Here is a 21814-nt window from a genome sequence, read left to right on the forward strand (position 1 = left end):
GGTTCGTTCATGTCCTGGGCTGTCATGGAGTCCGGTTGCGCCGGGTCTCGATGATATTCGGCAACTGCGAGATCCGCCCCAGCAAGCGCCCCAGCGCATCCAGGCCGGGGATCTCGATGGTCAGGGACATCAGCGCGGTATTGTCTTCCTTGTTCGAGCGGGTGTTGACCGCCAGCACGTTGATCCGCTCGTTGAGCAGTACCTGGGATACGTCACGCAGCAATCCGGAGCGATCGTAGGCCCGGATGATGATATCCACCGGGTAGGTCAGCACCGGCACCGGCCCCCAACTGACCTGGATGATCCGTTCCGGCTCGCGTCCGGCCAACTGCAGGACCGAGGCGCAGTCCTGGCGATGGATGCTGACGCCGCGGCCCTGGGTGATGTAGCCAACGATGGCGTCGCCCGGCAATGGCTGGCAGCAACCGGCCATCTGGGTCATCAGGTTGCCCACGCCCTGGATCTGGATATCGCCACGCTTGCCCGGCTTGTAGCCCGCGGCCTTGCGTGGAATCAGCTCCAGTTGCTCGTTGCCGCGCTCGGGCTCCACCAGTTGCTGGGCCAGGTTCACCAGTTGCGCCAGGCGCAGGTCACCCGCACCCAGGGCGGCGAACATGTCCTCGGCGATCTTCATGTTGGCCTTCTCGGCCAGCTTGTCGAAGTCCACCTGGGGCAGGCCCAGGCGGCTCAGCTCGCGCTCCAGCAGGGTCCTGCCGGCAGCGACGTTCTGGTCGCGGGCTTGCAGCTTGAACCAGTGGACGATCTTCGCCCTCGCCCGGGACGTGGTGACATAGCCCAGGTTGGGGTTCAGCCAGTCGCGGCTCGGAGTGCCGTGCTTGCTGGTGATGATCTCCACCTGCTCGCCGGTCTGCAGGCTGTAGTTGAGCGGTACGATCCGGCCGTTGATCTTCGCGCCACGGCAGTTGTGGCCGATCTCGGTGTGCACCCGGTAGGCGAAGTCCAGTGGCGTGGCGCCCTTGGGCAGATCGATGGCGTGGCCATCGGGAGTGAAGATGTAGACCCGGTCCGGCTCGATATCCACCCGCAGTTGCTCGGCCAGGCCACCGATATCGCCCAGCTCCTCGTGCCATTCCAGCACCTGGCGCAACCAGGAGATCTTCTCTTCGTAATGGTTGGAACCGGACTTGACGTCGGTGCCCTTGTAGCGCCAGTGGGCGCAGACTCCGAGCTCCGCTTCCTCATGCATCGCATGGGTGCGGATCTGCACTTCCAGCACCTTGCCCTCGGGACCGATCACTGCCGTATGCAGCGAGCGATAACCATTTTCCTTGGGGTTGGCGATGTAGTCGTCGAATTCCTTGGGAATGTGTCGCCACAAGGTGTGCACGATACCCAGCGCGGTGTAGCAGTCGCGCATTTCCGGCACCAGCACCCGCACGGCACGCACGTCGTAGATCTGGCTGAACTCCAGGCCCTTGCGCTGCATTTTGCGCCAGATGGAATAGATGTGCTTGGCCCGGCCGCTGATGTCGGCATTGACGCCAGTGGCCTGCAACTCGCTCTGCAACTGGTTCATCACATCGCTGATGAAGCGCTCGCGATCCAGGCGCCGTTCATGCAACAGCTTGGCGATCTGCTTGTACTGCTCGGGCTCCAGGTAACGGAAGGACAGGTCCTCCAGCTCCCACTTGATATGCCCGATCCCCAGGCGATGGGCCAGGGGCGCGTAGATATCGAAGACTTCCCGGGCGACCCGGTTGCGCTTCTCCTCGTCGGCGCCCTTGACCGCACGAATGGCGCAGGTCCGCTCGGCCAGCTTGATCAGGGCCACGCGCACGTCGTCGACCATGGCCACCAGCATCTTGCGCAGGTTTTCCACCTGGGTCTGGGTGCCCAGCACCAAAGACTGCCGTGGGCTGAGGCTGGCGGTGATCGCCGCCATGCGCTGCACGCCATCGATCAGCTTGGCCACCACCGGACCGAAACGCGGGCCGACCGCCGTCAACGGGATCTGCCCTTCACGAACGCCGCGGTACAACACCGCGGCGACCAGCGAGTCCTGGTCCAGCTTGAGGTCGGCGAGGATCTCCGCGATCTCCAGCCCCGTGCTGAAGCACGATGCCTCCTCGGGATCGAGATTCTTCGCCGCGATGTATTGCTGTTCCGCCTCGCGAGCGAACTCGCAGGCTTCCTTCAAGGCTTCACGGTCCAGTGCCATGTCGATACTGACCGTATGATCGAGCCATGCCTCGAGATTGATACTGCCGTCGGTGTTGATCGGCTGGTGCGCTCTCACCTGTACCATCTTGCTTTACCTTCCCTACGACGCACGTTCAGTGCGTCAAATCGCTGACCTTCACAACACTCAGGTCTCGCTCGCAGGGCCCGCGAGCCGGACCTTGAGGACCAGTCGGATTAGACAAGCCATCCTAGCTCGCTTCGAATAACGCCATGGCCTCGACATGCGCCGTCTGAGGAAACATATCGAGAATCCCGGCACGTTTTAACCGATAGCCCTGCCTGGTCAGTTCGACCGTGTCACGGGCCAGAGTCGCCGGGTTGCATGACACATATACCAACCGCTTGGCGCCCAGGGCCGCAAGATTGCGAACCACCTCGAAAGCACCGTCGCGGGGTGGGTCCAAGAGTACCGCAGAAAAGCCCTCGGCGGCCCACTCGGCAGCACCCAGGGGCTGGGATAAATCGGCTTGAAAAAAGCGCGTGTTATGCAAATTGTTGCCGGCGGCATTTTCCGCAGCCCGCGCCACCATGGTTGCCACGCCTTCCACCGCCACCACTTCCCGCACCTGGCGAGCCAGCGGCAGGGCGAAGTTGCCCAGGCCGCAGAACAGGTCCAGGACCCGCTCGCCAGCCTGTGGCGCCAACCACTCCAGGGCCTGGGCAACCATCGCCTCGTTGACCCCGGCATTGACCTGGACGAAGTCTCCCGGCCGGTAGGCCAGGTGCAGGTCCCAAGCCGCCAGGCGATAGCCCAGGGCCTGCGATGGGTCGAAAGGCTGCGGCTCGCCTTCGCCCTGCAACCACAACTGCGCCTGATGGAAATCGCAGAAATCCTTGAGGATCCCCAGGTCGCTTTCCGACAGCGGCGCCATATGCCGCAACAGCACCGCCAGGGCCGAGCCGCTGAACAGCTCCACATGCCCCAGCGCCTGGGGCTTGCTCAAGCGCCGCAACATGGCGGGCAAACGCTGCATGATCGGCTGCAACTCAGGCACCAGCACCGGGCAGTCGTCGATGGCGACGATGTCCTGGCTGCCGGCCGCGCGAAAGCCCACTTCAAGCTGGCGGGCCTTGCTGTCCCAGCGCACCGCCACCCTGGCCCGGCGTCGATAGCCGAACTCGGGGCCACTCAAGGGCTCGGCCCAGGCCTCGGGCTCGATGCCGGCCACCTTGGACAGTTGCTCGGCGAGCATGCGTTGCTTAAGGGCCAGTTGCTCTTCGTGGGACAAGTGCTGGACGCTGCAGCCACCGCAGCGCCCGGCGTGGGCACAGGGCGCAGGGCGCCTCAACTGGCTGGCGCTGAAGATCCGCTCGGCGCGGGCCTCGACCACCTTGCCGTGGGCACCCAGGACCCGGGCCTCGACTTCCTCGCCAGCCAGGGCACCGTTGACGAACCAGGTGCGCCCTTCGACGAAGGCGATACCGCGACCGTCGTTGGCCAGGCGCTGGATGCTCAGGCGCTGCTTCTTGCCCACCGGAATCTGTGGCGCCCGGCTGCCGCCCGCAGGCTGGAAGCGCAGGCCTCTCTCGTGCTTAGCCATCAGTTGGGAGCATCGAAGATGCCGGTCGACAGGTAGCGATCGCCACGATCACAGATGATCGCGACCATGACCGCGTTTTCCACTTCACGGGACAAACGCAGCATCGCAGCCACCGCGCCACCGGACGACACGCCGCAGAAGATGCCCTCTTCCCGGGCCAGGCGCCGGGTCACGTCCTCGGCTTCGCTCTGGGCCATGTCGACGATCCGGTCGACCCGACTGGCCTGGTAGATCTTCGGCAGGTATTCCTCGGGCCAGCGGCGGATGCCGGGAATGGCCGAGCCTTCCATGGGTTGCAGGCCGACGATCTGCACACCGGGGTTCTGCTCCTTCAGGTAGCGCGAGGTCCCCATGATGGTGCCGGTAGTGCCCATCGAACTGATGAAGTGCGTGATGCTGCCCTGGGTCTGGCGCCAGATTTCCGGGCCGGTGCCGGTGTAGTGGGCCTCGGGATTGTCACCATTGGCGAACTGGTCGAGCACCTTGCCGCGACCTTCGGCCTGCATCCGCTCGGCCAGGTCCCGCGCACCTTCCATGCCCTCCTCCTGGCTTACCAGGATCAGCTCGGCGCCATAGGCGGTCATCGCCGCCTTGCGTTCGGCGCTGGAGTTGTCGGGCATGATCAGGATCATCTTGTAGCCCTTGATCGCCGCAGCCATGGCCAGGGCGATCCCGGTATTGCCCGAGGTCGCCTCGATCAGGGTATCGCCGGCCTGGATCTGCCCGCGCAATTCGGCACGGGTGATCATCGACAGTGCCGGGCGGTCCTTGACCGAACCCGCCGGGTTGTTGCCCTCGAGCTTGAGCAGCAGGGTATTGCTGGTGGTGCCGGGCAGGCGCTGCAAACGAATCAGCGGGGTGTTGCCGACGCAATCGGCGATGGTTGGGTATTGCAAGGTCATGGCGTATTCGCAATCCAGACTGCGGGGGCGCCTATCATACCGGCAAACCTCCTGACGCCATATCACGCAAAGTGAGGGTCTTATGGCTTATTGGCATAAGGCCGACTGACGATCCTCAGACGACGGCCGGCGGTTGTGCCGCCAGCAAGCGCAGATGGATGCGCAAGCCCTGCTCGGTGTTCTGTGCCCATATCTGCCCCCCCTGGCGTCCCACGGCATTGCGCGCGATGCTCAGGCCCAGGCCGAACCCGCCGTCCCCGGGACGCGAGCCATCCAGGCGGGTAAAGGGTGCGAAAATCCGCTCCAGGTCCTGTTCGGCGACTCCCGGCCCCTGGTCGTCCAGCCACAGGTGCCAGTACTGGTCTTCACGCTGACCGTCCAGGGTTACCCGGGCGCCAGGCGGAGAATGCCGGATCGCGTTGCGCAGGACGTTTTCCAGGGCCTGGGCCAAGGTATTGAGATGCCCCCGCACCCAGCAGTCGGCCACCAGCTCGCAGCGCAACTGCGCGCTGGACCAGCCGCTTTCGAAACAGGCGTTTTCGCTGAGCATCTCCCACAGCGCCTGGACCTGGATCTGCTCCTCGGCCAGGGGCGACCGCTCGGTATCCAGCCAGGCCAGTTGCAGACTGTCTTCCACCAGGCGCTGCATGCCGTCGACTTCGCGCCCCAGGCGCTCGCGCAGGGCGACAAGACTCTGCTCGCTTTCGCTGGCGACCCGCAGGCGGCTCAAGGGTGTGCGCAATTCATGGGACAAGTCCCGCAGCAACTGCTGCTGAGTGGCCACGGTGCTTTGCAGGCGCTCGGACATCTGGTCGAAAGCCCGCCCCAGTTCCCCCAGCTCATCCTTGCGCAAGGTGGTCTCGGTGGACAGCCGGGCATTCAATTGCTCTGCCCGCCAGGCATTGGCCTGCTCACGCAGCTGGTTGAGCGGCACCACCAGCAATCGGTACAACCCCACGCACAGCAACAAGGTAAAGAGCCCGGGGATCACGCCATTGGTCATGATCTGCCAGAACAACCGGTAGCGGCCGGGCATGAAGCGCTGTGGCAACTCCATCACCAGGCTGCCGGCAGAGGGCTCTTCGGGGAAGGGAATCTTCAACCAGGGCAAGTTCCGGGCATGCCGGCTCACCGGCCAGTCCGGCCCACGCAGGAAGGTAAGGCGCTGGGCCTCCATGGGTTTGAGGGGGTAGCTGCCGAGGGACTGCAAGTCGCTGCCGATGACCCCGACCCAACTCTTCTCGCGACTGGCCATCTGCTGGACCCAGGCATCGACCCCCGTCTGCTGACCGCTCTTCCAGGCTTCTTCGGCTTCCCGCGCATAAGCGTGAAGAGTGGTCCTGGCTTCATCGGACAGGTACAGGTTCTTCTGTTCGACATAACGGCCCCAGGACCAGCTCAGCCAGATCATCAGCAGACAGAAGGCCACCAGCAGGAATGCCAGCTTCCAGAACACCGAATGCCGCCCGGGCAGCTCAGGCCAGGTCATCGGCGCTCAACACATAACCCTTGCCCCACACGGTGCGCAGTTGGCGTTCGCTGTAGCCCAGCGCCTTGAGCTTGCGGCGGATCTGGCTGACATGCATGTCCAGGCTGCGATCGTGGGCGGCATATCCACGCTGCAGCACATGCTGGTAGAGAAAGGCCTTGCTCAGCACTTCGTCGGCATTGCGATGCAGGGTCTCCAGCAAGCGGTATTCGCTGCGGGTCAGCCCGGCCCATTGCTCGGCGAAGAACACGTCGCACAGCTCGTCGTCGAACCGCAGGCTCTGCTGCTGGCTGACGGGCACCGGCGGCATCGGGCGCCGGTCCAGGGCCACCCGACGCAGGATCGCCTCGATCCGCACCCGCAACTCGGCGATGCTGAATGGCTTGGGCAGGTAGTCGTCGGCGCCCAGGCGGAAACCGCTGATGCGATCGGCTTCCGCCCCCAGGGCCGACATCAGCAGCACCGGAGTGGAATGGCTCTGGCGCAGGTGCGTGAGCACCGTCAGGCCGTCCATTCCGGGCAGCAGGATATCCATCAGCAGCACGTCGAATGGCTGCTGGCGGGCGATGCCCAGTCCTTCCTGGCCATTACGGCACCAGGTCACGGCAAAACCGCAGCGCTGCAGTTGCTCATGGACATAAGCACCGAGCACCGGGTCGTCCTCGATGGCCAGGACACGGGGGGAGTCAATAGATACGGGAGTCATTGGCTTGTGCAAGTGATTCTCAGTTGGCCGATTATTCAAGATTGCCCGAGGCGCGGCAACCGATGCCTTGGTCGCACCCGCCCGCGCCGACCACCGGCTCCTCCCAGCGAGGCCAGCCATCGGCGCAGGCGAAACAATTTGCCAAGATTGGCCACCGGCAAATCGTTACACTGCGCAAGTGGCGCATCACGGACGTGCCCGTTCACCTATCGAAATCGCGTGGAAGCAGGAGAGTTGCGTGCTCAAGAAACTGGGAATCAAAGGCCGCGTACTGTTGCTGACCTTGCTGCCCACCAGCCTGATGGCCCTGGTGCTGGGTGGTTATTTCACCTGGATGCAGCTATCGGAGCTGCAGACCCAACTCCTGCAACGCGGTGAAATGATCGCCGAACAACTGGCCTCCCTGGTGGCCCCGGCGATGGGCAACCGCAACACCCAGATGCTCGAGCGCATCGCCACCCAGGCCCTGGAACAACAGGACGTGCGCGCAGTGTCGTTCCTCGCTCCGGATCGCACGCCCCTGGCCCATGCCGGCCCCACCATGCTCAACCCGGCACCCATGGGCGACAACACCCAGATGGTGCAACGCAGCGGCAACGACGCGACCCGCTACCAGTTGCCGGTCTTCGGTCGCCATCGCAACCTCGCGGGCGACCTGATCCCCGATGAGTCCGACCGATTGTTGGGCTGGGTGGAACTGGAGCTGTCCCATAGCGGCATGTTGCTGCGCGGCTATCGCAGCCTGTTCGCCAGCCTGCTGCTGATCGCCTCCGGCCTGGCCGTCACGGCCCTGCTGGCGGTGCGCATGGGACGGACCATCAACAACCCGCTGAGCCAGATCAAGCAGGCGGTGACCCAGCTCAAGGACGGCAACCTGGAAACCCGCCTGCCGCCCCTGGGCAGCCAGGAGCTGGACGACCTGGCCTCGGGCATCAACCGCATGGCCAGCACCCTGCAAAATGCCCAGGAAGAACTGCAGCACAGCATCGACCAGGCCACCGAGGACGTACGCCAGAACCTGGAGACCATCGAGATCCAGAACATCGAGCTGGACCTGGCGCGCAAGGAGGCCCTGGAAGCCAGCCGGATCAAGTCCGAGTTCCTGGCCAACATGAGTCACGAGATCCGCACACCACTCAACGGCATCCTCGGCTTCACCCACTTGCTGCAAAAGAGCGAGCTGACCCCGCGCCAGCTGGACTACCTGGGCACCATCGAGAAATCCGCCGACAGCCTGCTGGGGATCATCAACGAGATCCTCGACTTCTCGAAAATCGAAGCCGGCAAGCTGGTGCTCGACAGCATCCCGTTCAACCTGCGCGACCTGTTGCAGGACACCCTGACCATCCTCGCCCCGGCGGCCCACGCCAAGCAGCTGGAACTGGTGAGCCTGGTGTACCGCGATACGCCGTTGTCGCTGGTCGGCGATCCGCTGCGGCTCAAGCAGATCCTCACCAACCTGGTGAGCAACGCCATCAAGTTCACCCGCGAGGGCACCATCGTCGCCCGGGCCATGCTCGAAGAAGAGCACGAAGACAGCGTGCAACTGCGCATCAGCATCCAGGATACGGGCATCGGCCTGTCGAACCAGGATGTGCGTGCCCTGTTCCAGGCCTTCAGCCAGGCCGACAATTCGCTGTCGCGCCAACCTGGCGGTACTGGCCTTGGGCTGGTGATTTCCAAGCGCCTGATCGAACAGATGGGCGGCGAGATCGGGGTCGACAGCACGCCCGGCGAAGGCTCGGAGTTCTGGATCAGCCTGAGCCTGCCCAAGACCCGCGACGACGCCGAGGACCTGCCCGCGCCACCGCTGCTGGGCCGGCGCGTGGCGGTGCTGGAAAACCACGAGCTGGCGCGCCAGGCCCTGCAGCACCAGTTGGAAGACTGTGGCCTGGAAGTGACGCCGTTCAACACCCTGGAGGCCCTGACCAACGGCATCACCGGTGTCCACCAGAGCGACCAGGCCATCGACCTGGCGGTACTCGGCGTGACCGGCAACGACATGTCGCCCGAACGCCTGAGCCAGCACATCTGGGATCTCGAACACCTGGGCTGCAAGGTCCTGGTGCTATGCCCGACCACCGAACAGACGCTGTTCCAGCTTTCGGTCCCCAACCCCCACAGCCAGTTGCAGGCCAAACCGGCCTGCACCCGCAAACTGCGCCGGGCGCTGTCCGACCTGGTCACCCCGCGAAGGGTCCGCAGCGAACCCGATGAAGCGCTTTCCAGCCGTGCGCCACGGGTTTTGTGCGTCGATGACAACCCGGCCAACCTGCTGTTGATCCAGACCTTGTTGCAGGACATGGGCGCCAAGGTGCAGGCGGTGGACAACGGTTATGCCGCCCTGAACGCTATCCAGCACGAGCCCTTCGACCTGGTGATGATGGACGTGCAGATGCCCGGCATGGACGGCCGGCAGAGCACCGAGGCGATCCGCCAGTGGGAAAGCGAACGCCAGGGGCCGCCATTGCCGATCGTGGCCCTGACCGCCCACGCCATGGCCAATGAAAAACGCGCCCTGCTGCAAAGCGGCATGGACGACTACCTGACCAAGCCCATCAGCGAGCGGCAACTGGCCCAGGTGGTACTCAAGTGGACCGGGCTGGCCCTGCGCAACCAGGGCTCGGACCGCAGCGGCGAACGCCCTGAGCTGGGCCTGGAACTGCAGGTGCTGGATCAGGACGAAGGCCTGCGCCTGGCCGCCGGCAAAGCCGACCTGGCCGCCGACATGCTGGCCATGTTGCTGGCCTCGCTGGAGGCCGACCGCGAGGCGATCAACGCCGCCCGGGCCGCCAACGACCACAGTGCCCTGATCGAACGGGTTCACCGCCTGCACGGCGCCACCCGCTATTGCGGAGTGCCACAGCTGCGAGCGGCCTGCCAGCGCAGCGAGACCCTGCTCAAGCAGGAGGACGCCAAGGCCTTCGCCGCCCTGGACGAACTGGACCACGCCATCGATCGCCTGGCCAGCGAAGCACGGGTCAAGGCCTGACCCAGGGCAACCCCAGCCCGGCGCCCTGCCCCCATGCTGGGCGCCCTCCCCGAACAAGGATGCAGCCATGCGTACGATTCTTTTCAGCAGCCAGAACTACGATCGCGAGAGTTTTCTCGGTGCCCGCCTGCCCCAGGGCCTGGAGCTGCAGTTCCAGGCCGCCCGCCTGAGCCAGGACACCGCGGCCCTGGCCGAGAACCATGAAGTGGTCTGTGCCTTCATCAACGACGATCTGGGCGCACCGGTGCTCGAGCGCCTGGCGGCCGGCGGCACCCGCCTGATCGCCCTGCGCTCGGCCGGCTACAACCACGTCGACCTGGCGGCGGCCAAGCGCCTGGGCCTGGACGTGGTCCGAGTCCCGGCCTACTCGCCCCACGCCGTGGCCGAACATGCCGTGGCCCTGATCCTGGCACTCAACCGCCGCTTGCACCGGGCCTACAACCGCACCCGCGAAGGTGACTTCAGCCTGCACGGCCTGACCGGCTTCGATCTGGTGGGCAAGACCGTGGGCATCGTCGGCACCGGGCAGATCGGCGCCACCTTCGCCCGCATCATGGCCGGCTTCGGCTGCCAGCTGCTGGCCCATGACCCTTATCCGAATCCGGCCGTGCAGGCCTTGGGGGCCCGCTACTTGAGCCTGGCGGAACTGCTGGAGCAGTCGCAGATCATCAGCCTGCACTGCCCCCTCACCGACGACAGCCGCTACCTGATCAACCAGCAGAGCCTGGCCCGTATGCAACCCGGGGCGATGCTGATCAACACCGGCCGCGGCGGCCTGGTGGACACCCCGGCGCTGATCGACGCCCTGAAGAATGGCCAACTGGGCTACCTGGGGCTGGACGTCTATGAAGAAGAAGCCCAGCTGTTCTTCGAGGACCGCTCCGACCTGCCCTTGCAGGATGATGTACTGGCCCGGCTGCTGACCTTCCCCAACGTGATAGTGACCGCCCACCAGGCCTTCCTGACCCGCGAGGCCCTGGCGGCGATCGCCGACACCACCTTGCACAACATCGCCAGCTGGTTCGCCGGCCAGCCTCAGAACCTGGTCCATGACTGAGCGCCGCGCGCGGGCTGATCGAAGGTCGCCAGCCCGCGCCCTGTGGCGCCGGGGCCCGTGCTAGCATACGCGGCAGATTTGGAGGACCCATGGTCGAACACGATTTCCGCTACACCCTGATGAGCCCGCAACACACCCTGATCGAATGCCGTGCACTGGTGCCGGGCCGCTATCAAGTCACCGGCAATGGTGGCTCGATCCGCGCCAGCGACGTGCTGCTGGTCACCCTCAAGGGCAGCAAGGACTTGTCCATGCGCCTGACGGTGGACACCGTTCGCCACCTGATCAACCCGGTCGGCCAATGGGTCGCGGTCGCCAGCGGCCCGGTCTTCGGCGAACTGGCCATCCACCAATGGCAGGTCAACTGCGATAGCTGCGCCACCCAGTTGGATTTCGAATTCGCAGTGGATGCCAAGCTTGGCGAAAAGGCGCGCCAACCCGCCGCCAGCGCACGGATCGCCGAACTCGGCTGGAGCAGCGAAGGCGAGCGCCACCTGTGCCCTCAATGCCGGCAGGCGGCGCAATGAAACGCCTGGCGCTGGTCCTGGCACTGGGCGCTGGCCTGCTGGGCTGCGCCGCCGAGCCGCTGCAGCTCAAGCAAGACCGCAGCTATATCCTGGAATGGATCGGTGAGCGTCCGCTCATCGACTACAGCCACCTGACCATCACCCTGGGCGAGGATGGCCGCGCCTACGGCAATGGCGGCTGCAACCACTGGTTCGCCCCTTATACCCTGGATGGCCAGAAGCTCAGCTTCGGCAAGGTGGGCAGCACCCGCAAGCTCTGTGCCCCGGCCCTGATGGAACAGGAACGACGCTTCCTCCAGGCCCTGGAGACCGTCGAACGCTGGGATATCTCGCCCATCGAGCAGGTACGCTTCTGGCCTGCCGAAGGCAAGCCGCTGCGCTGGTGGCTGGAAGAAGGCTGACTGTCCTGTGCCGTGGCCACCGGGTGGCCGCGGCGCCCCTCATCAATGACCGCGCAGGGCCTGCAGTTTCGCCAATACCCCTGCTGCGGTCTGTTCACCCAGCAGTTGCTCCCGCACCTTGCCCTGGTCGTCGATGATGTAGGTCACCGGCAGCGCCTCGGTGCGTGGCAGGTCGAAGATCGGCGAAGGATCCTGGGCCAGCACGGTGAACTTGATCCCCAGCTTCTCGCTGGCGCTCTTGAGTTCCTCGCCCTGCACGTTGTCGAAGTTGACCCCCAAGACCGTCACCGACTGCCCCTTGAGCTGCTCGTCCAGGGCGTTCAGCTCGGGCACCTCGGTCCGGCACGGGCCACACCATTCGGCCCAGTAGTTGAGCACCAGCCACTGCTTGTCGAGGCGTTCGGAGGCGACTTTGCGGCCATACTGGTCGACCCCGTAGTCATTGCCACAACCGCCCAGCAACAGGGTCGTGATGATCGCCAATGCCGCTGCCAATTGCCTTGCCATGCCTGTTTTCCCGTCTTTGAAAGTGTCTTGGATGATCCACGGCCACCCATGGCCGCTGCGACCGAACGACTCTCGAGGTTCAGCAGAGCCCGTCGCGCGGTTAGAATAGCCGCCACCTTACGCAAGATGCGACCCGCACATGACCGACCTGACGCTTTATCACAACCCGCGCTGCTCGAAATCCCGTGCCGCACTGGAGCTGCTGGAACAACGCGGCCTGGCCCCGACCGTGGTCCGCTACCTGGAAACCCCACTGGACGCCGCCCAACTGCGCAGCCTCCTGGGCAAGCTCGGCATCGGCGCCCGTCAGTTGCTGCGCACCGGCGAAGACGAATACAAGGAGCTCGGCCTGGCGGACACCAGCCTCAGCGAAGAGCAGTTGATCGCCGCCATCGCCCAGCACCCCAAGCTGATGGAGCGCCCGGTTCTGGAAGCAGGTGACAAGGCCATCATTGGCCGACCACCGGAAAACGTGCTGGAGATCCTGCCTTGAGCACGCCGTACATCCTGGTGCTGTACTACAGCCGCAATGGCTCCACCAGCGAGATGGCTCGGCAGATCGCCCGAGGCATCGAACAAGCCGGCCTGGAAGCCCGCCTGCGTACCGTCCCGGCCATTTCCGCCGAATGCGAAGCCGTGGCCCCGGCCATCCCCGACAGCGGTGCGCTGTACGCCAGCCTCGACGACCTGAAGAACTGCGCCGGCCTGGCCATGGGCAGCCCGACCCGTTTCGGCAACATGGCGGCGCCGCTCAAGTACTTCCTCGACGGTACCAGCAATCTGTGGCTGACCGGCGCCCTGGTGGGCAAGCCCGCTGGCGTGTTCACCTCCACGGCCAGCCTGCATGGCGGCCAGGAAGCCACCCTGCTGTCGATGATGCTGCCCTTGCTGCACCACGGCATGTTGATCACCGGCTTGCCCTACAGCGAATCGGCGCTGCTGGAGACCCAGGGCGGCGGCACCCCCTACGGCGCCAGCCACCATGCCGGCGCGGATGGCAAGAGCCCGCTGGACCAGCACGAGATCGCCCTGTGCCGAGCCTTGGGCCTGCGCCTGGCCAAGACCGCCCAGCGACTGGAGAACGGCCGTGGCCAAGAAGCCTAAGATCCTGCCCGAGATCCACTGGCTACAACCCCGGGTGCGAGTGGCCCGGGCCCTTAGTCTTATGTGTTTCTTCGCCCTGGTGGGCCTGTTGTGCATCTATTACCTGCTGGTCGCCGACCTGCACGGCGCCCGGCCCTGGGTGATCCTGCTGATCGAGCTGGTGCCCCTGTTGCTGATGGCACCCGGCATGCTCAGTGGCAGCGCCCGCGGGCACTCCTGGATGTGTTTCGTGGTCAACCTGTACTTCATCAAGGGCGCGCTGGCGGCCTATGACCCGAACCGCCAGTTGTTCGGCCTGCTGGAAATGCTCGCCAGCCTCGCGGTGTTCACTTCCTCGCTGCTGTACGTGCGCTGGCGCTTCCAGCTCAACCGCCGGCTGGCCGGCGAAGGCGCCACCCCGGCCTGAGGCAAGGTGCAAGCCCCCATCGCAAGATGCCGGGGCTTGCATCCATGCCAGCCGCCCCCACCTTGCACAACGGACCTTCTGACCGACACTCCCGATCCGACCGGAGCAGGCATGCACGATTACAAATGGCTGAATGAATACTGTCTCAATCGCTTCGGCTCCGCCGCAGCCCTGGAGGCGCGGCTGCCAACTCCGGCCAGCGACGACTACCTGCGCACCCTGGGTAGCGATCGCTACCTGTCGCTGCTGGCCTTGCGGGTCTTTCGCGCCGGCCTGAAGCACAGCCTGGTTGACGCCAAGTGGCCAGTCTTCGAACAAGTGTTCTTCGGCTTCGACCCCCACAAAGTGGTGCTGATGGGGGCCGAGCACCTGGAGCGGCTGATGCAGGACACGCGGATCATTCGCCACCTGGGCAAGCTCAAGAGCGTCCCGCGCAATGCCCAGATGATCCTCGACGTGGAGCAGCAGCACGGCAGCTTCGGCAGCTTCATCGCCGACTGGCCGGCCCAGGACATCACCGGCCTCTGGCAGTACCTGGCCAAGCACGGCAACCAGCTGGGCGGCCTCTCGGCGCCACGCTTCCTGCGCATGGTGGGCAAGGACACCTTCATTCCTTCCCAGGACGTGGTGGCAGCCCTCAATGCCCAGGGCATCGTCGACAAGGTACCCAGCAGCAAACGCGACCAGGCCCTGGTACAAGCCGTGTTCAATCAGTGGCAGCAAGAGAGCGGCCGTCCGCTGTGCCAGCTGTCGGCGATGCTGGCCTACACCGTCAACCACTGATCTCTGTTCACTTCCAGAGCATCTCCCTGCCTGCAACGGGCAGGGAGATCTTCCTCACTTTCGCCCAACCGATTACGCAAGCTGACAATAAGCTGAACTAAATGCGGGGATTTCTCACTCGCTGTTTGCGATCGGATAAAGTCCGCCTGAACTTCCCACACAATTAAAAACAATCAGTAAAGGCTTGGTGGAATCGACATTCTGCAATCATTAGCCATGTACAAATGGGCTACGAAGCATTGATCAGGCCAACAAGCTGAACAAAGGCTGTCGGCTTTTAAAATAATGATTGTGATCCATTCGTTTTTTTCACATTGCTTTCACCCTTCGCTAACTCGGCACGCTCTAGATTGGCAAGCAGTTGCAGCGCAGGTCCCGTTACCGGTCTTTTCAGAACATCAGCTCCAACCCGAATGACAAGCCCTCTTCCAGAACAGTTCAGGTAAGCGAAGTGATCGACACTGCTAAATCCGACACGGGCACCTTGGCCTCGCATCCAAACCGATTCCGCAAGGCCATGGCATGGGCCAGCGTGGCAGTCCTGGCAATCCTGGTCAGCGGCTTCGTGCTCTGGCCTGGCGCGCCCCTGGACCTGGGAGCCGCCAACCAGATGGAAAGCGCAGGCATGTACCGTCATTGGAACAGCGGCGAAGTGATTGCCCTGGTACGCCATGCCGAACGCTGCGACCGTTCGCCCAACCCCTGCATAGGCCCCATCGACGGCATCACATTGGCCGGAAGCAGCATCTCCAGGAGGCTGGGCCGGGCATTCCAGGTTCTGGGCATGGACTCCACCGATGTTCTCAGCAGCCCCGCCACCCGCACCCGGCAAACCGCGGAATTCATGTTCGGTCAGCCCGCGAAAACCCAGGACTGGCTGCTCAGTTGCGGTAGCCAGCTTGGCGAAACGATCAAGGCGCACAAGGCTCCGCGACGCAACCTGGTACTGGTCACCCACAGCGATTGCATCAGCGACCTGGAGAGCCAACTGGGCTTCGAGCACGCCCCCCACAGTCAGTACAACAGTTCGCTGTTCGTCACTCTGAACAGCGATGGCACGTTGCAGATACTTGGCAGCATCAAGGTCGAGGACTGGCAACAGGCACTTGTGCCGGAGGCGGCCAAGCTATAACTCTTTTTTACAACATCCCAACAGATTTAATTCAGCGCAAAGACAGACTAGACGCTTGAGCAAGTTGACTTCGATAGAACTTGTACTAATAGAAGAAACTACCGCACGACCTATAACAGCGCCGCTCCATTAACAGGGCCAGGTCAAAACACTAAAAACGGTCGCCTGACACTCTTTACAAGCTAAAAATACTGAGCTTGCTAACTAGTAATGCTTTATCGGCTGCATTCGATACAAGTAACGCCCCAGCTTCCAGCAGATGACTTAGAGGACACCAATGCACCGCACCTTGCCACCCCAGGCTTATGGAACAAGCACCACGCCGTCTGGCTACACCATGGGTGGAAGTACGACCGACATCCTGCAACGCTGGGGGCTGCTCTTTCTTTTGCTGGCCTTCGGCCTGTTCTACCTGCTGCCACTGACCGGCCATGGCTTGTGGATCCCGGATGAAACCCGCTACGCGCAGATCAGCCAGGAAATGCTGCAGAGCGGCGATTGGATCGCACCGCACTTCATGGGCATCCGCTACTTCGAAAAACCCATTGCCGGCTACTGGATGATCGCCATCGGCCAGGCCATTTTCGGCGACAACCTGTTCGGCGTGCGTATCGCTTCCGCCGTGAGCACCGGCCTGAGCGTGGTGCTGGCCTACCTGGTCACCCGCCGGATGTGGAACGACCCACGCAAGAGTTTTATCGCGGCCTTGCTGTACATGAGCTTCGGCCTGGTGGCCGGCCAGGCCGGGTATTCCAACCTCGATCCGCAGTTCACCTTGTGGGTCAACTTAAGCCTGGTGGCGCTGTGGTTCGCCCTGCACAGCCAAACCGTACGCGCCCGCCTCCTGGCTTGGGCTGCCCTGGGTGCAGCCTGCGGCATGGGGTTCATGACCAAGGGCTTCCTGGCCTGGCTGCTACCGGTGCTGATCGCCCTGCCCTACGCACTCTGGGAGCGCCGCCTCGGCCAACTGTTGCGCTATGGCCTGGTGGCGGTGCTGGTGGCGGTGCTCATCAGCCTGCCCTGGGCGCTGAGCATCCATGCCCAGGAACCGGACTTCTGGCGTTTTTTCTTCTGGCATGAACATATCCGCCGCTTTGCCGCCGAGAACGCCCAGCACACCCGCCCATGGTGGTTCTACTTGCCGATCCTGGTGGTTTCGAGCCTGCCGTGGGCGGCCCTGCTGCCCGGCACCCTGCTCCAGGCCTGGAAGGACAAGCGCCAGGCCGCCACAGGCTTCCTCCTGCTGTGGATGATCCTGCCGCTGGTGTTCTTCAGCCTGAGTCGAGGCAAGCTGCCGACCTACATCATGCCGTGCTTGCTGCCCCTGGCCGTGCTCATGGGCCACGCCCTGGTGGAGCGCATCAGTGCCGGCCGGGGTCGGGAAGTCCGTCTCAACGCCCTGCTCAACCTGGTGATCGGCGTTGGCGCCCTGGTGGTACTGCTGGTCCTGCAGATCACCCGGCCAGTGTACGGCCACGATGAAATGCTCAGCCTGTCCCTGGTGTTCATCATGCTCATGGGCTGGATCATCGCCAACCTGCTGCCCGCCTCCAAACCGCTGCAGTACTGGGCGGCACCGGCCCTGGGTATCTGGCTGCTGGTGGCGCTGCTACCGGCGGGCATGCCGGCGATGATCGTCTACAAGGAAATGCCCGACCAGTTCATCAAGGAACACCTTGTGGAGCTGCAACAAAGCAAGACCCTGCTGAGCAATGACCTGGGTACGGCATCAGCCTTGGCCTGGCGCCTGCAACGCCCCGAGGTGGCGCTGTACAACACCGAAAGCGAGTTGAAGTACGGCCTGGCATACGCCGATTCGATCCAGCGCAAGGTCAGCATGGAGAACGTCGGCCAGTGGATGGAAGCGGCGCGCAGCCAGGGATCGGTCGGGGTGGTCATGCGGGTCAAGGACGTGGTGGAAAACCAGGAGCTGGCCCTGCTGCCGCCAGGCGGCAAGCGCTATACGAAGGGCAACCTGGTGATCCTGATCCTGCCGGCAACCCAGCCCTGATACGCGCCCCCTGATACCTGCTGACAACGTCAGCGTCGGCCCAGGCCAACGCTGGCGCTTTACACGTGTGACGGCGATGGACCGCCTCTTCCTCGATCCTGTCCACGGAAATCCCACCGATGAAGATCCACAGCAACGAACGCAAGGCCCTGGCCCTGCTGCTCGGTGTGTCCGCCCTGATCCTGCTGCTCGGCCTGGGTTCGCGCGAGCTATGGGGCCCGGAAACCCGCTGGGCCAACATCGTGCTGCAAATGCTGCAGAGCGGCGATTACTTCGATCCCTATCTCAAGGGCAGTCCCTATTACGACAAACCCCTGCCCTCCTACTGGCTGATCGTCGCCAGCACCTGGCTGACCGGAGGTCTGGGACATTGGTCGCTGCGATTGTCCTCGGTACTGGCCGCCTGGCTGAGCATCTGGCTGGTGTACCGGCTGGGCGAGCAGCTGTTCCGCAAGGGCACTGGCCTGATCGCCGGCTGGATGCTGGCCACCACCTTCTATTTCGTCTTCTGGGCCCGGGTCGCCACCGCCGACATTCTCACCGTGTGCGGGGTGCTAGCCGCAGTGTGGTGGTACTGGCGGGGCCCGGAAGACACCCGCCTGGGCCGCTACACGGTGTTCTTCCTGATTTTGGCGATCACCTCACTGCTCAAGGGGTTGATCGGCTTTGTCCTGCCAGGCCTGATCCTGCTGCCGCACCTGCTGGCCCAGGGGCGCTGGAGGCGCCACCTCAACCTGCGCCTGGCCCTGGCAATACTGCTGGCCGGTGCCTTGTACATGGTACCGTTCCTGCTCGCGCATCTATATGGCACGCCGCATTCCGGAGAAAGCGGCCTGAACCTGGTATTTCGCGAGAACGTCGTCCGCTTCTTCGAGCCGTTCGACCATGTCGGGCCGATCTACACCTACCTCGTGTACCTGCCGCTCTACACCTTGCCCTGGACCCCTTGCTGGATCCTCGGGCTCTGGGTCGCAACCCGGCATTGGCGCCAGCTGCACGCCAACGAACGCTGGCTGGTCTGGGCCCTGGGCCTGCTGTTCCTGTTTTTCACCGCCAGCGGCAGCCGGCGCAGCTACTACGTCCTGCCGCTGGTGCCCTTCGCCCAGTTGCTGGGTGCCTGGTGGCTGTCCCGACGCCTGGAGCAGGCACGGAACCTGGGCCGGGAGCGCAGTCGCGGCTGGAACCTGGGATTGGCCAGCGCCGCCATGGTGATGCTGTTGGTGCTGGGGCTGGCCTATCCCTGGAGCAACGGCGGTGGCGGAGTGCTCGGTTTCGCCGCGCAGGTCAAGGCCGAGGCCAGCCGGATCGCTCCCTGGAACCAATGGCGAATGGTGATGGTGGAGGTCGACAACAAGCTGCCGATGTACGTGCAGAACCAGGGGGCGCCGTTCTACTACGTGCCCGAGAACCAGGATTTCCCGAAGCACGGCACCAGCGCCGACTTCATGGCCTGGCTGGAGCGCACCAGCGGCCAGCACTGGGACCCCCAGCGCACCCTGATCTTCGTGGCACAGGACAACAAAGGCCCGCAGTTACTGGAGTACCTGGGTGACGATCACCAGGTGATCAGGACCCAACCGACCAATGGCGAGCGGCTGGCCGGCAAACCCGCGGAAGGCAACCTGGCGTTCATTCCCCGTCCCGCCACGGAATGAAACAGCGCGCCGCGCCGGCAATGAGCGGCGCGGCAAACTCCCAGACTTAGAGGTTCACTACGTTGACGAAGCGCGGCGTGGCGCTTTCATCGATACGCAGGCTGGTGAAGTCGAACAGGTTGCGGTCCGCCAGCTGGGACGGGATGACGTTCTGCAGGCCGCGGAAGATGCTCTCGGTCCGCCCCGGGCTCTTGCGCTCCCACTCCTGGAGCATTTCCTTGACCACCTGGCGCTGCAGGTTCTCCTGGGAACCACAGAGGTTGCAGGGGATGATCGGGAACTGCTTGAGGTCGGAATAGGCCTGGATGTCCTTCTCGCTGCAGTAGGCCAGCGGACGGATCACCACGTTACGCCCGTCGTCGGCCAACAACTTGGGCGGCATGGCCTTGAGCGAGCCGTTGTAGAACATGTTGAGGAAGAAGGTCTCGACGATGTCGTCGCGATGGTGACCCAGGGCCATCTTGGTCGCGCCGATCTCGTCGGCGAAGGTGTACAGGGTGCCGCGACGCAGGCGCGAGCACAGCGAGCAGGTAGTCTTGCCTTCCGGCACCAGCTCCTTGACCACCGAATAGGTGTCCTTCTCGACGATGTGGTACTCGATCCCCAGTTCCTTGAGGTAGGCCGGCAGTACGTGCTCGGGGAAACCAGGCTGCTTCTGGTCCATGTTCACCGCGACGATCTCGAACTTGATCGGGGCCACCTTCTGCAGGTGCAGCAGCACGTCGAGCATGGTGTAGCTGTCCTTGCCGCCGGACAGGCAGACCATGACCTTGTCGCCATCTTCGATCATGTTGAAATCGGCGACCGCTTCGCCCGCCTGCCGGCGAAGGCGTTTCTGCAGTTTGTTCTGGTTGACCGTAAGAGTGCCCATGGCGCTTGGAATCCGCGAGGTGTGTGACGAAAAGCCGGACATTTTACGCAAAAACACCCGCCCCGCGAAAGCGCTGCCGAGCAGCGGCCAGCGGGCCCGAGGCGACAGAGGCCCTGGCGATTAGCCCAGGCTTTTACAGCGCAATTTGCTCTAAAGAGGCGTACATCTGGCGACAACTCCTCCCTATACTGCGACATAAGGTCGCATATACAGACCTGCACTGTGCCACGTGGTTGTAGCGCTCCGTTGGGGGGCGATGGCAACAACAAAGGAGTGACTGACCATGATTCATCATGTCGTAGGACTCTTCACCCACCCCGATCAGGAATGGCGAGACATCCGTGGCGATGCCGAAGAAAGCATCAGCCACATGTACCTCACCCACACATTGATCCTGGCGGCGATCCCCGCCATCTCGGCCTTCATCGGCACCACCCAGGTCGGCTGGGTCATCGGCAGTCGCGCGCCGGTGATGCTGACCAGTGAAAGCGCCCTGTGGATGACCATCATGTCGTACCTGGCCATGCTCGGCGGTGTCGGGGTCATGGGCGGCTTCATCCACTGGATGGCCCGCACCTACGACGCCAATCCGAGCCTGGCGCGCTGCGTGGCCTTCGCCACCTATACCGCGACCCCGTTGTTCGTCGGTGGCCTGGCGGCGCTCTATCCGCACATGTGGCTGGGCATGATCGTCGGCACGGCGGCCATCTGCTACACGGTCTACCTGCTCTACGTCGGGCTGCCGACCTTCATGAACATCCCGTCCGATGAAGGTTTCCTGTTCTCCAGCTCGGTACTGGCGGTGGGATTGGTGGTGCTGGTGGCAATCATGGCGTTCACCGTCATCGTCTGGGGCCTGGGCGTCGGCCCCGTCTACACCAACTGACGCCGCGCCAATAATAATCCTCTGTCTGCCAATACAGGCCGCCGCAAGGCGGCCTTCCTCTTTCCGGGCATGACCATTGGGCGGCTTGGCGGTTCGGATTCAGCGGCCTTTGCGGCATACTCGAGCGCTCTGGAGAACCGCCAAGCATGCCCGAGCAACTCAATACCCGCGTTGAAGACTGTTTCCTACTCGCTGAATCCTTTTTCAAACGTCCCTTCAAGCGCCCGCTGGTCAGCCTCAAGTTGCGCGGCCAGAAAGCCGGAGTCGCCCACCTGCACGAGAACCTGCTGCGCTTCAACCCGCAGCTGTACCGGGAGAACACCGAGGACTTCCTCAAGCAGACCGTGGCCCACGAAGTGGCGCACCTGATCGCCCACCAGCTGTTCGGCGACCGCATCCAGCCCCACGGCGAGGAGTGGCAGTTGATCATGCGCGGGGTCTACGAACTGCCACCCAATCGCTGCCATACCTACGAGGTGCAGCGGCGCAGCGTGACCCGCTATATCTACCGCTGCCCCTGCGCCCAGAGCGATTTTCCGTTTTCCGCCCAGCGCCACAAGCTGGTGGCCCAGGGGCGGCGCTACCTGTGCAGGCGTTGCCGGCAGACCCTGGTCTACAGCGGCGAAACCCGGGTCGAATGAC

At 63.8% G+C, this 21814-nt stretch carries 20 protein-coding genes; 13 read left to right on the forward strand and 7 right to left on the reverse strand.

Annotated elements, in window-relative coordinates; all coding sequences use genetic code 11:
* Positions 1 to 22 precede the first annotated feature (22 nt).
* The 5 genes from relA to C4K40_RS22960 all read right to left on the reverse strand — a co-directional run bounded on the left by relA (position 23) and on the right by C4K40_RS22960 (position 6840).
* Positions 23 to 2266: a GTP diphosphokinase gene (gene relA, locus C4K40_RS22940; protein WP_022640238.1), complete on the reverse strand. Its 2244-nt coding sequence runs from the start codon at positions 2264 to 2266 to the stop codon at positions 23 to 25.
* 124 nt (positions 2267 to 2390) lie between these two features.
* Positions 2391 to 3743, reverse strand: coding sequence for a 23S rRNA (uracil(1939)-C(5))-methyltransferase RlmD (gene rlmD, locus C4K40_RS22945; protein WP_053133379.1), 1353 nt, complete (start codon positions 3741 to 3743; stop codon positions 2391 to 2393).
* A complete protein-coding gene (gene cysM, locus C4K40_RS22950) occupies positions 3743 to 4645 on the reverse strand; it encodes a cysteine synthase CysM (RefSeq protein WP_022640240.1) in 903 nt (300 codons plus the stop codon). Before cysM ends, rlmD begins: the two co-directional genes overlap by 1 nt.
* A 115-nt stretch (positions 4646 to 4760) precedes the next feature.
* Positions 4761 to 6134: a sensor histidine kinase gene (locus tag C4K40_RS22955; protein WP_053133382.1), complete on the reverse strand. Its 1374-nt coding sequence runs from the start codon at positions 6132 to 6134 to the stop codon at positions 4761 to 4763.
* Positions 6121 to 6840, reverse strand: a complete 720-nt coding sequence (locus C4K40_RS22960) for a response regulator transcription factor (protein ID WP_022640242.1) — start codon at positions 6838 to 6840, stop codon at positions 6121 to 6123. Before C4K40_RS22960 ends, C4K40_RS22955 begins: the two co-directional genes overlap by 14 nt.
* 238 nt (positions 6841 to 7078) lie before the next feature.
* Here C4K40_RS22960 and C4K40_RS22965 point away from each other — a divergent pair, with 238 nt between their 5' ends.
* From C4K40_RS22965 to C4K40_RS22980, 4 genes are all read left to right on the forward strand, one after another.
* The gene (locus C4K40_RS22965; protein ID WP_053133385.1) at positions 7079 to 9832 is read left to right on the forward strand and encodes a response regulator; all 2754 of its coding nucleotides are present in this window, start codon (positions 7079 to 7081) and stop codon (positions 9830 to 9832) included.
* Between the two features lie 67 nt (positions 9833 to 9899).
* Positions 9900 to 10889, forward strand: a complete 990-nt coding sequence (locus tag C4K40_RS22970; RefSeq protein ID WP_053133388.1) for a 2-hydroxyacid dehydrogenase — start codon at positions 9900 to 9902, stop codon at positions 10887 to 10889.
* Positions 10890 to 10978: 89 nt separating this feature from the next.
* The gene (locus C4K40_RS22975; RefSeq protein WP_022640244.1) at positions 10979 to 11416 is read left to right on the forward strand and encodes a hypothetical protein; all 438 of its coding nucleotides are present in this window, start codon (positions 10979 to 10981) and stop codon (positions 11414 to 11416) included.
* Entirely contained in the window at positions 11413 to 11817 is a 405-nt protein-coding gene (locus tag C4K40_RS22980) for an META domain-containing protein (RefSeq protein ID WP_022640245.1), read from the forward strand. The genes C4K40_RS22975 and C4K40_RS22980 overlap by 4 nt, the downstream gene beginning before the upstream one ends.
* 42 nt (positions 11818 to 11859) lie before the next feature.
* Here C4K40_RS22980 and C4K40_RS22985 read toward each other — a convergent pair whose 3' ends face one another.
* A complete protein-coding gene (locus C4K40_RS22985) occupies positions 11860 to 12324 on the reverse strand; it encodes a TlpA disulfide reductase family protein (protein ID WP_031320315.1) in 465 nt (154 codons plus the stop codon).
* 139 nt (positions 12325 to 12463) lie between these two features.
* Between C4K40_RS22985 and arsC the strand changes: the two genes are divergently transcribed.
* From arsC to C4K40_RS23020, 7 genes are all read left to right on the forward strand, one after another.
* Positions 12464 to 12817, forward strand: coding sequence for an arsenate reductase (glutaredoxin) (gene arsC / locus C4K40_RS22990; RefSeq protein WP_022640247.1), 354 nt, complete (start codon positions 12464 to 12466; stop codon positions 12815 to 12817).
* Entirely contained in the window at positions 12814 to 13428 is a 615-nt protein-coding gene (gene wrbA / locus C4K40_RS22995; RefSeq protein WP_022640248.1) for an NAD(P)H:quinone oxidoreductase, read from the forward strand. The genes arsC and wrbA overlap by 4 nt, the downstream gene beginning before the upstream one ends.
* The gene (locus C4K40_RS23000; RefSeq protein WP_022640249.1) at positions 13412 to 13834 is read left to right on the forward strand and encodes a DUF2069 domain-containing protein; all 423 of its coding nucleotides are present in this window, start codon (positions 13412 to 13414) and stop codon (positions 13832 to 13834) included. Before wrbA ends, C4K40_RS23000 begins: the two co-directional genes overlap by 17 nt.
* A 111-nt stretch (positions 13835 to 13945) precedes the next feature.
* Complete coding sequence (locus C4K40_RS23005; protein WP_053133392.1) at positions 13946 to 14617, forward strand: DNA-3-methyladenine glycosylase I; 672 nt, start codon at positions 13946 to 13948, stop codon at positions 14615 to 14617.
* Between the two features lie 532 nt (positions 14618 to 15149).
* Positions 15150 to 15749 carry a histidine phosphatase family protein gene (locus C4K40_RS23010; protein ID WP_256224098.1) on the forward strand — a complete coding sequence of 200 codons (600 nt, stop codon included), beginning with the start codon at positions 15150 to 15152 and terminating at the stop codon, positions 15747 to 15749.
* A 337-nt stretch (positions 15750 to 16086) separates the two neighbouring features.
* On the forward strand, positions 16087 to 17760 hold the full coding sequence (arnT, locus tag C4K40_RS23015) for a lipid IV(A) 4-amino-4-deoxy-L-arabinosyltransferase (RefSeq protein ID WP_053133397.1): 1674 nt from the start codon (positions 16087 to 16089) through the stop codon (positions 17758 to 17760).
* Positions 17761 to 17879: 119 nt separating this feature from the next.
* Positions 17880 to 19415 carry a glycosyltransferase family 39 protein gene (locus C4K40_RS23020; RefSeq protein ID WP_053133400.1) on the forward strand — a complete coding sequence of 512 codons (1536 nt, stop codon included), beginning with the start codon at positions 17880 to 17882 and terminating at the stop codon, positions 19413 to 19415.
* A 46-nt stretch (positions 19416 to 19461) separates the two neighbouring features.
* Here C4K40_RS23020 and ttcA read toward each other — a convergent pair whose 3' ends face one another.
* Positions 19462 to 20286, reverse strand: coding sequence for a tRNA 2-thiocytidine(32) synthetase TtcA (ttcA, locus tag C4K40_RS23025; RefSeq protein ID WP_022640254.1), 825 nt, complete (start codon positions 20284 to 20286; stop codon positions 19462 to 19464).
* 283 nt (positions 20287 to 20569) lie between these two features.
* Between ttcA and C4K40_RS23030 the strand changes: the two genes are divergently transcribed.
* Together C4K40_RS23030 and C4K40_RS23035 are read left to right on the forward strand one after the other, a co-directional pair.
* A complete protein-coding gene (locus tag C4K40_RS23030; RefSeq protein WP_022640255.1) occupies positions 20570 to 21172 on the forward strand; it encodes a Yip1 family protein in 603 nt (200 codons plus the stop codon).
* A gap of 146 nt (positions 21173 to 21318) precedes the next feature.
* Positions 21319 to 21813 (forward strand): SprT family zinc-dependent metalloprotease, encoded by a 495-nt coding sequence (locus C4K40_RS23035; RefSeq protein ID WP_022640256.1) that lies wholly within the window; start codon positions 21319 to 21321, stop codon positions 21811 to 21813.
* Position 21814: the final 1 nt, after the last annotated feature.

It is taken from the genome of Pseudomonas sp. CMR5c (assembly GCF_003850545.1).
Classification (GTDB): Bacteria; Pseudomonadota; Gammaproteobacteria; order Pseudomonadales; family Pseudomonadaceae; genus Aquipseudomonas; species Aquipseudomonas piscis.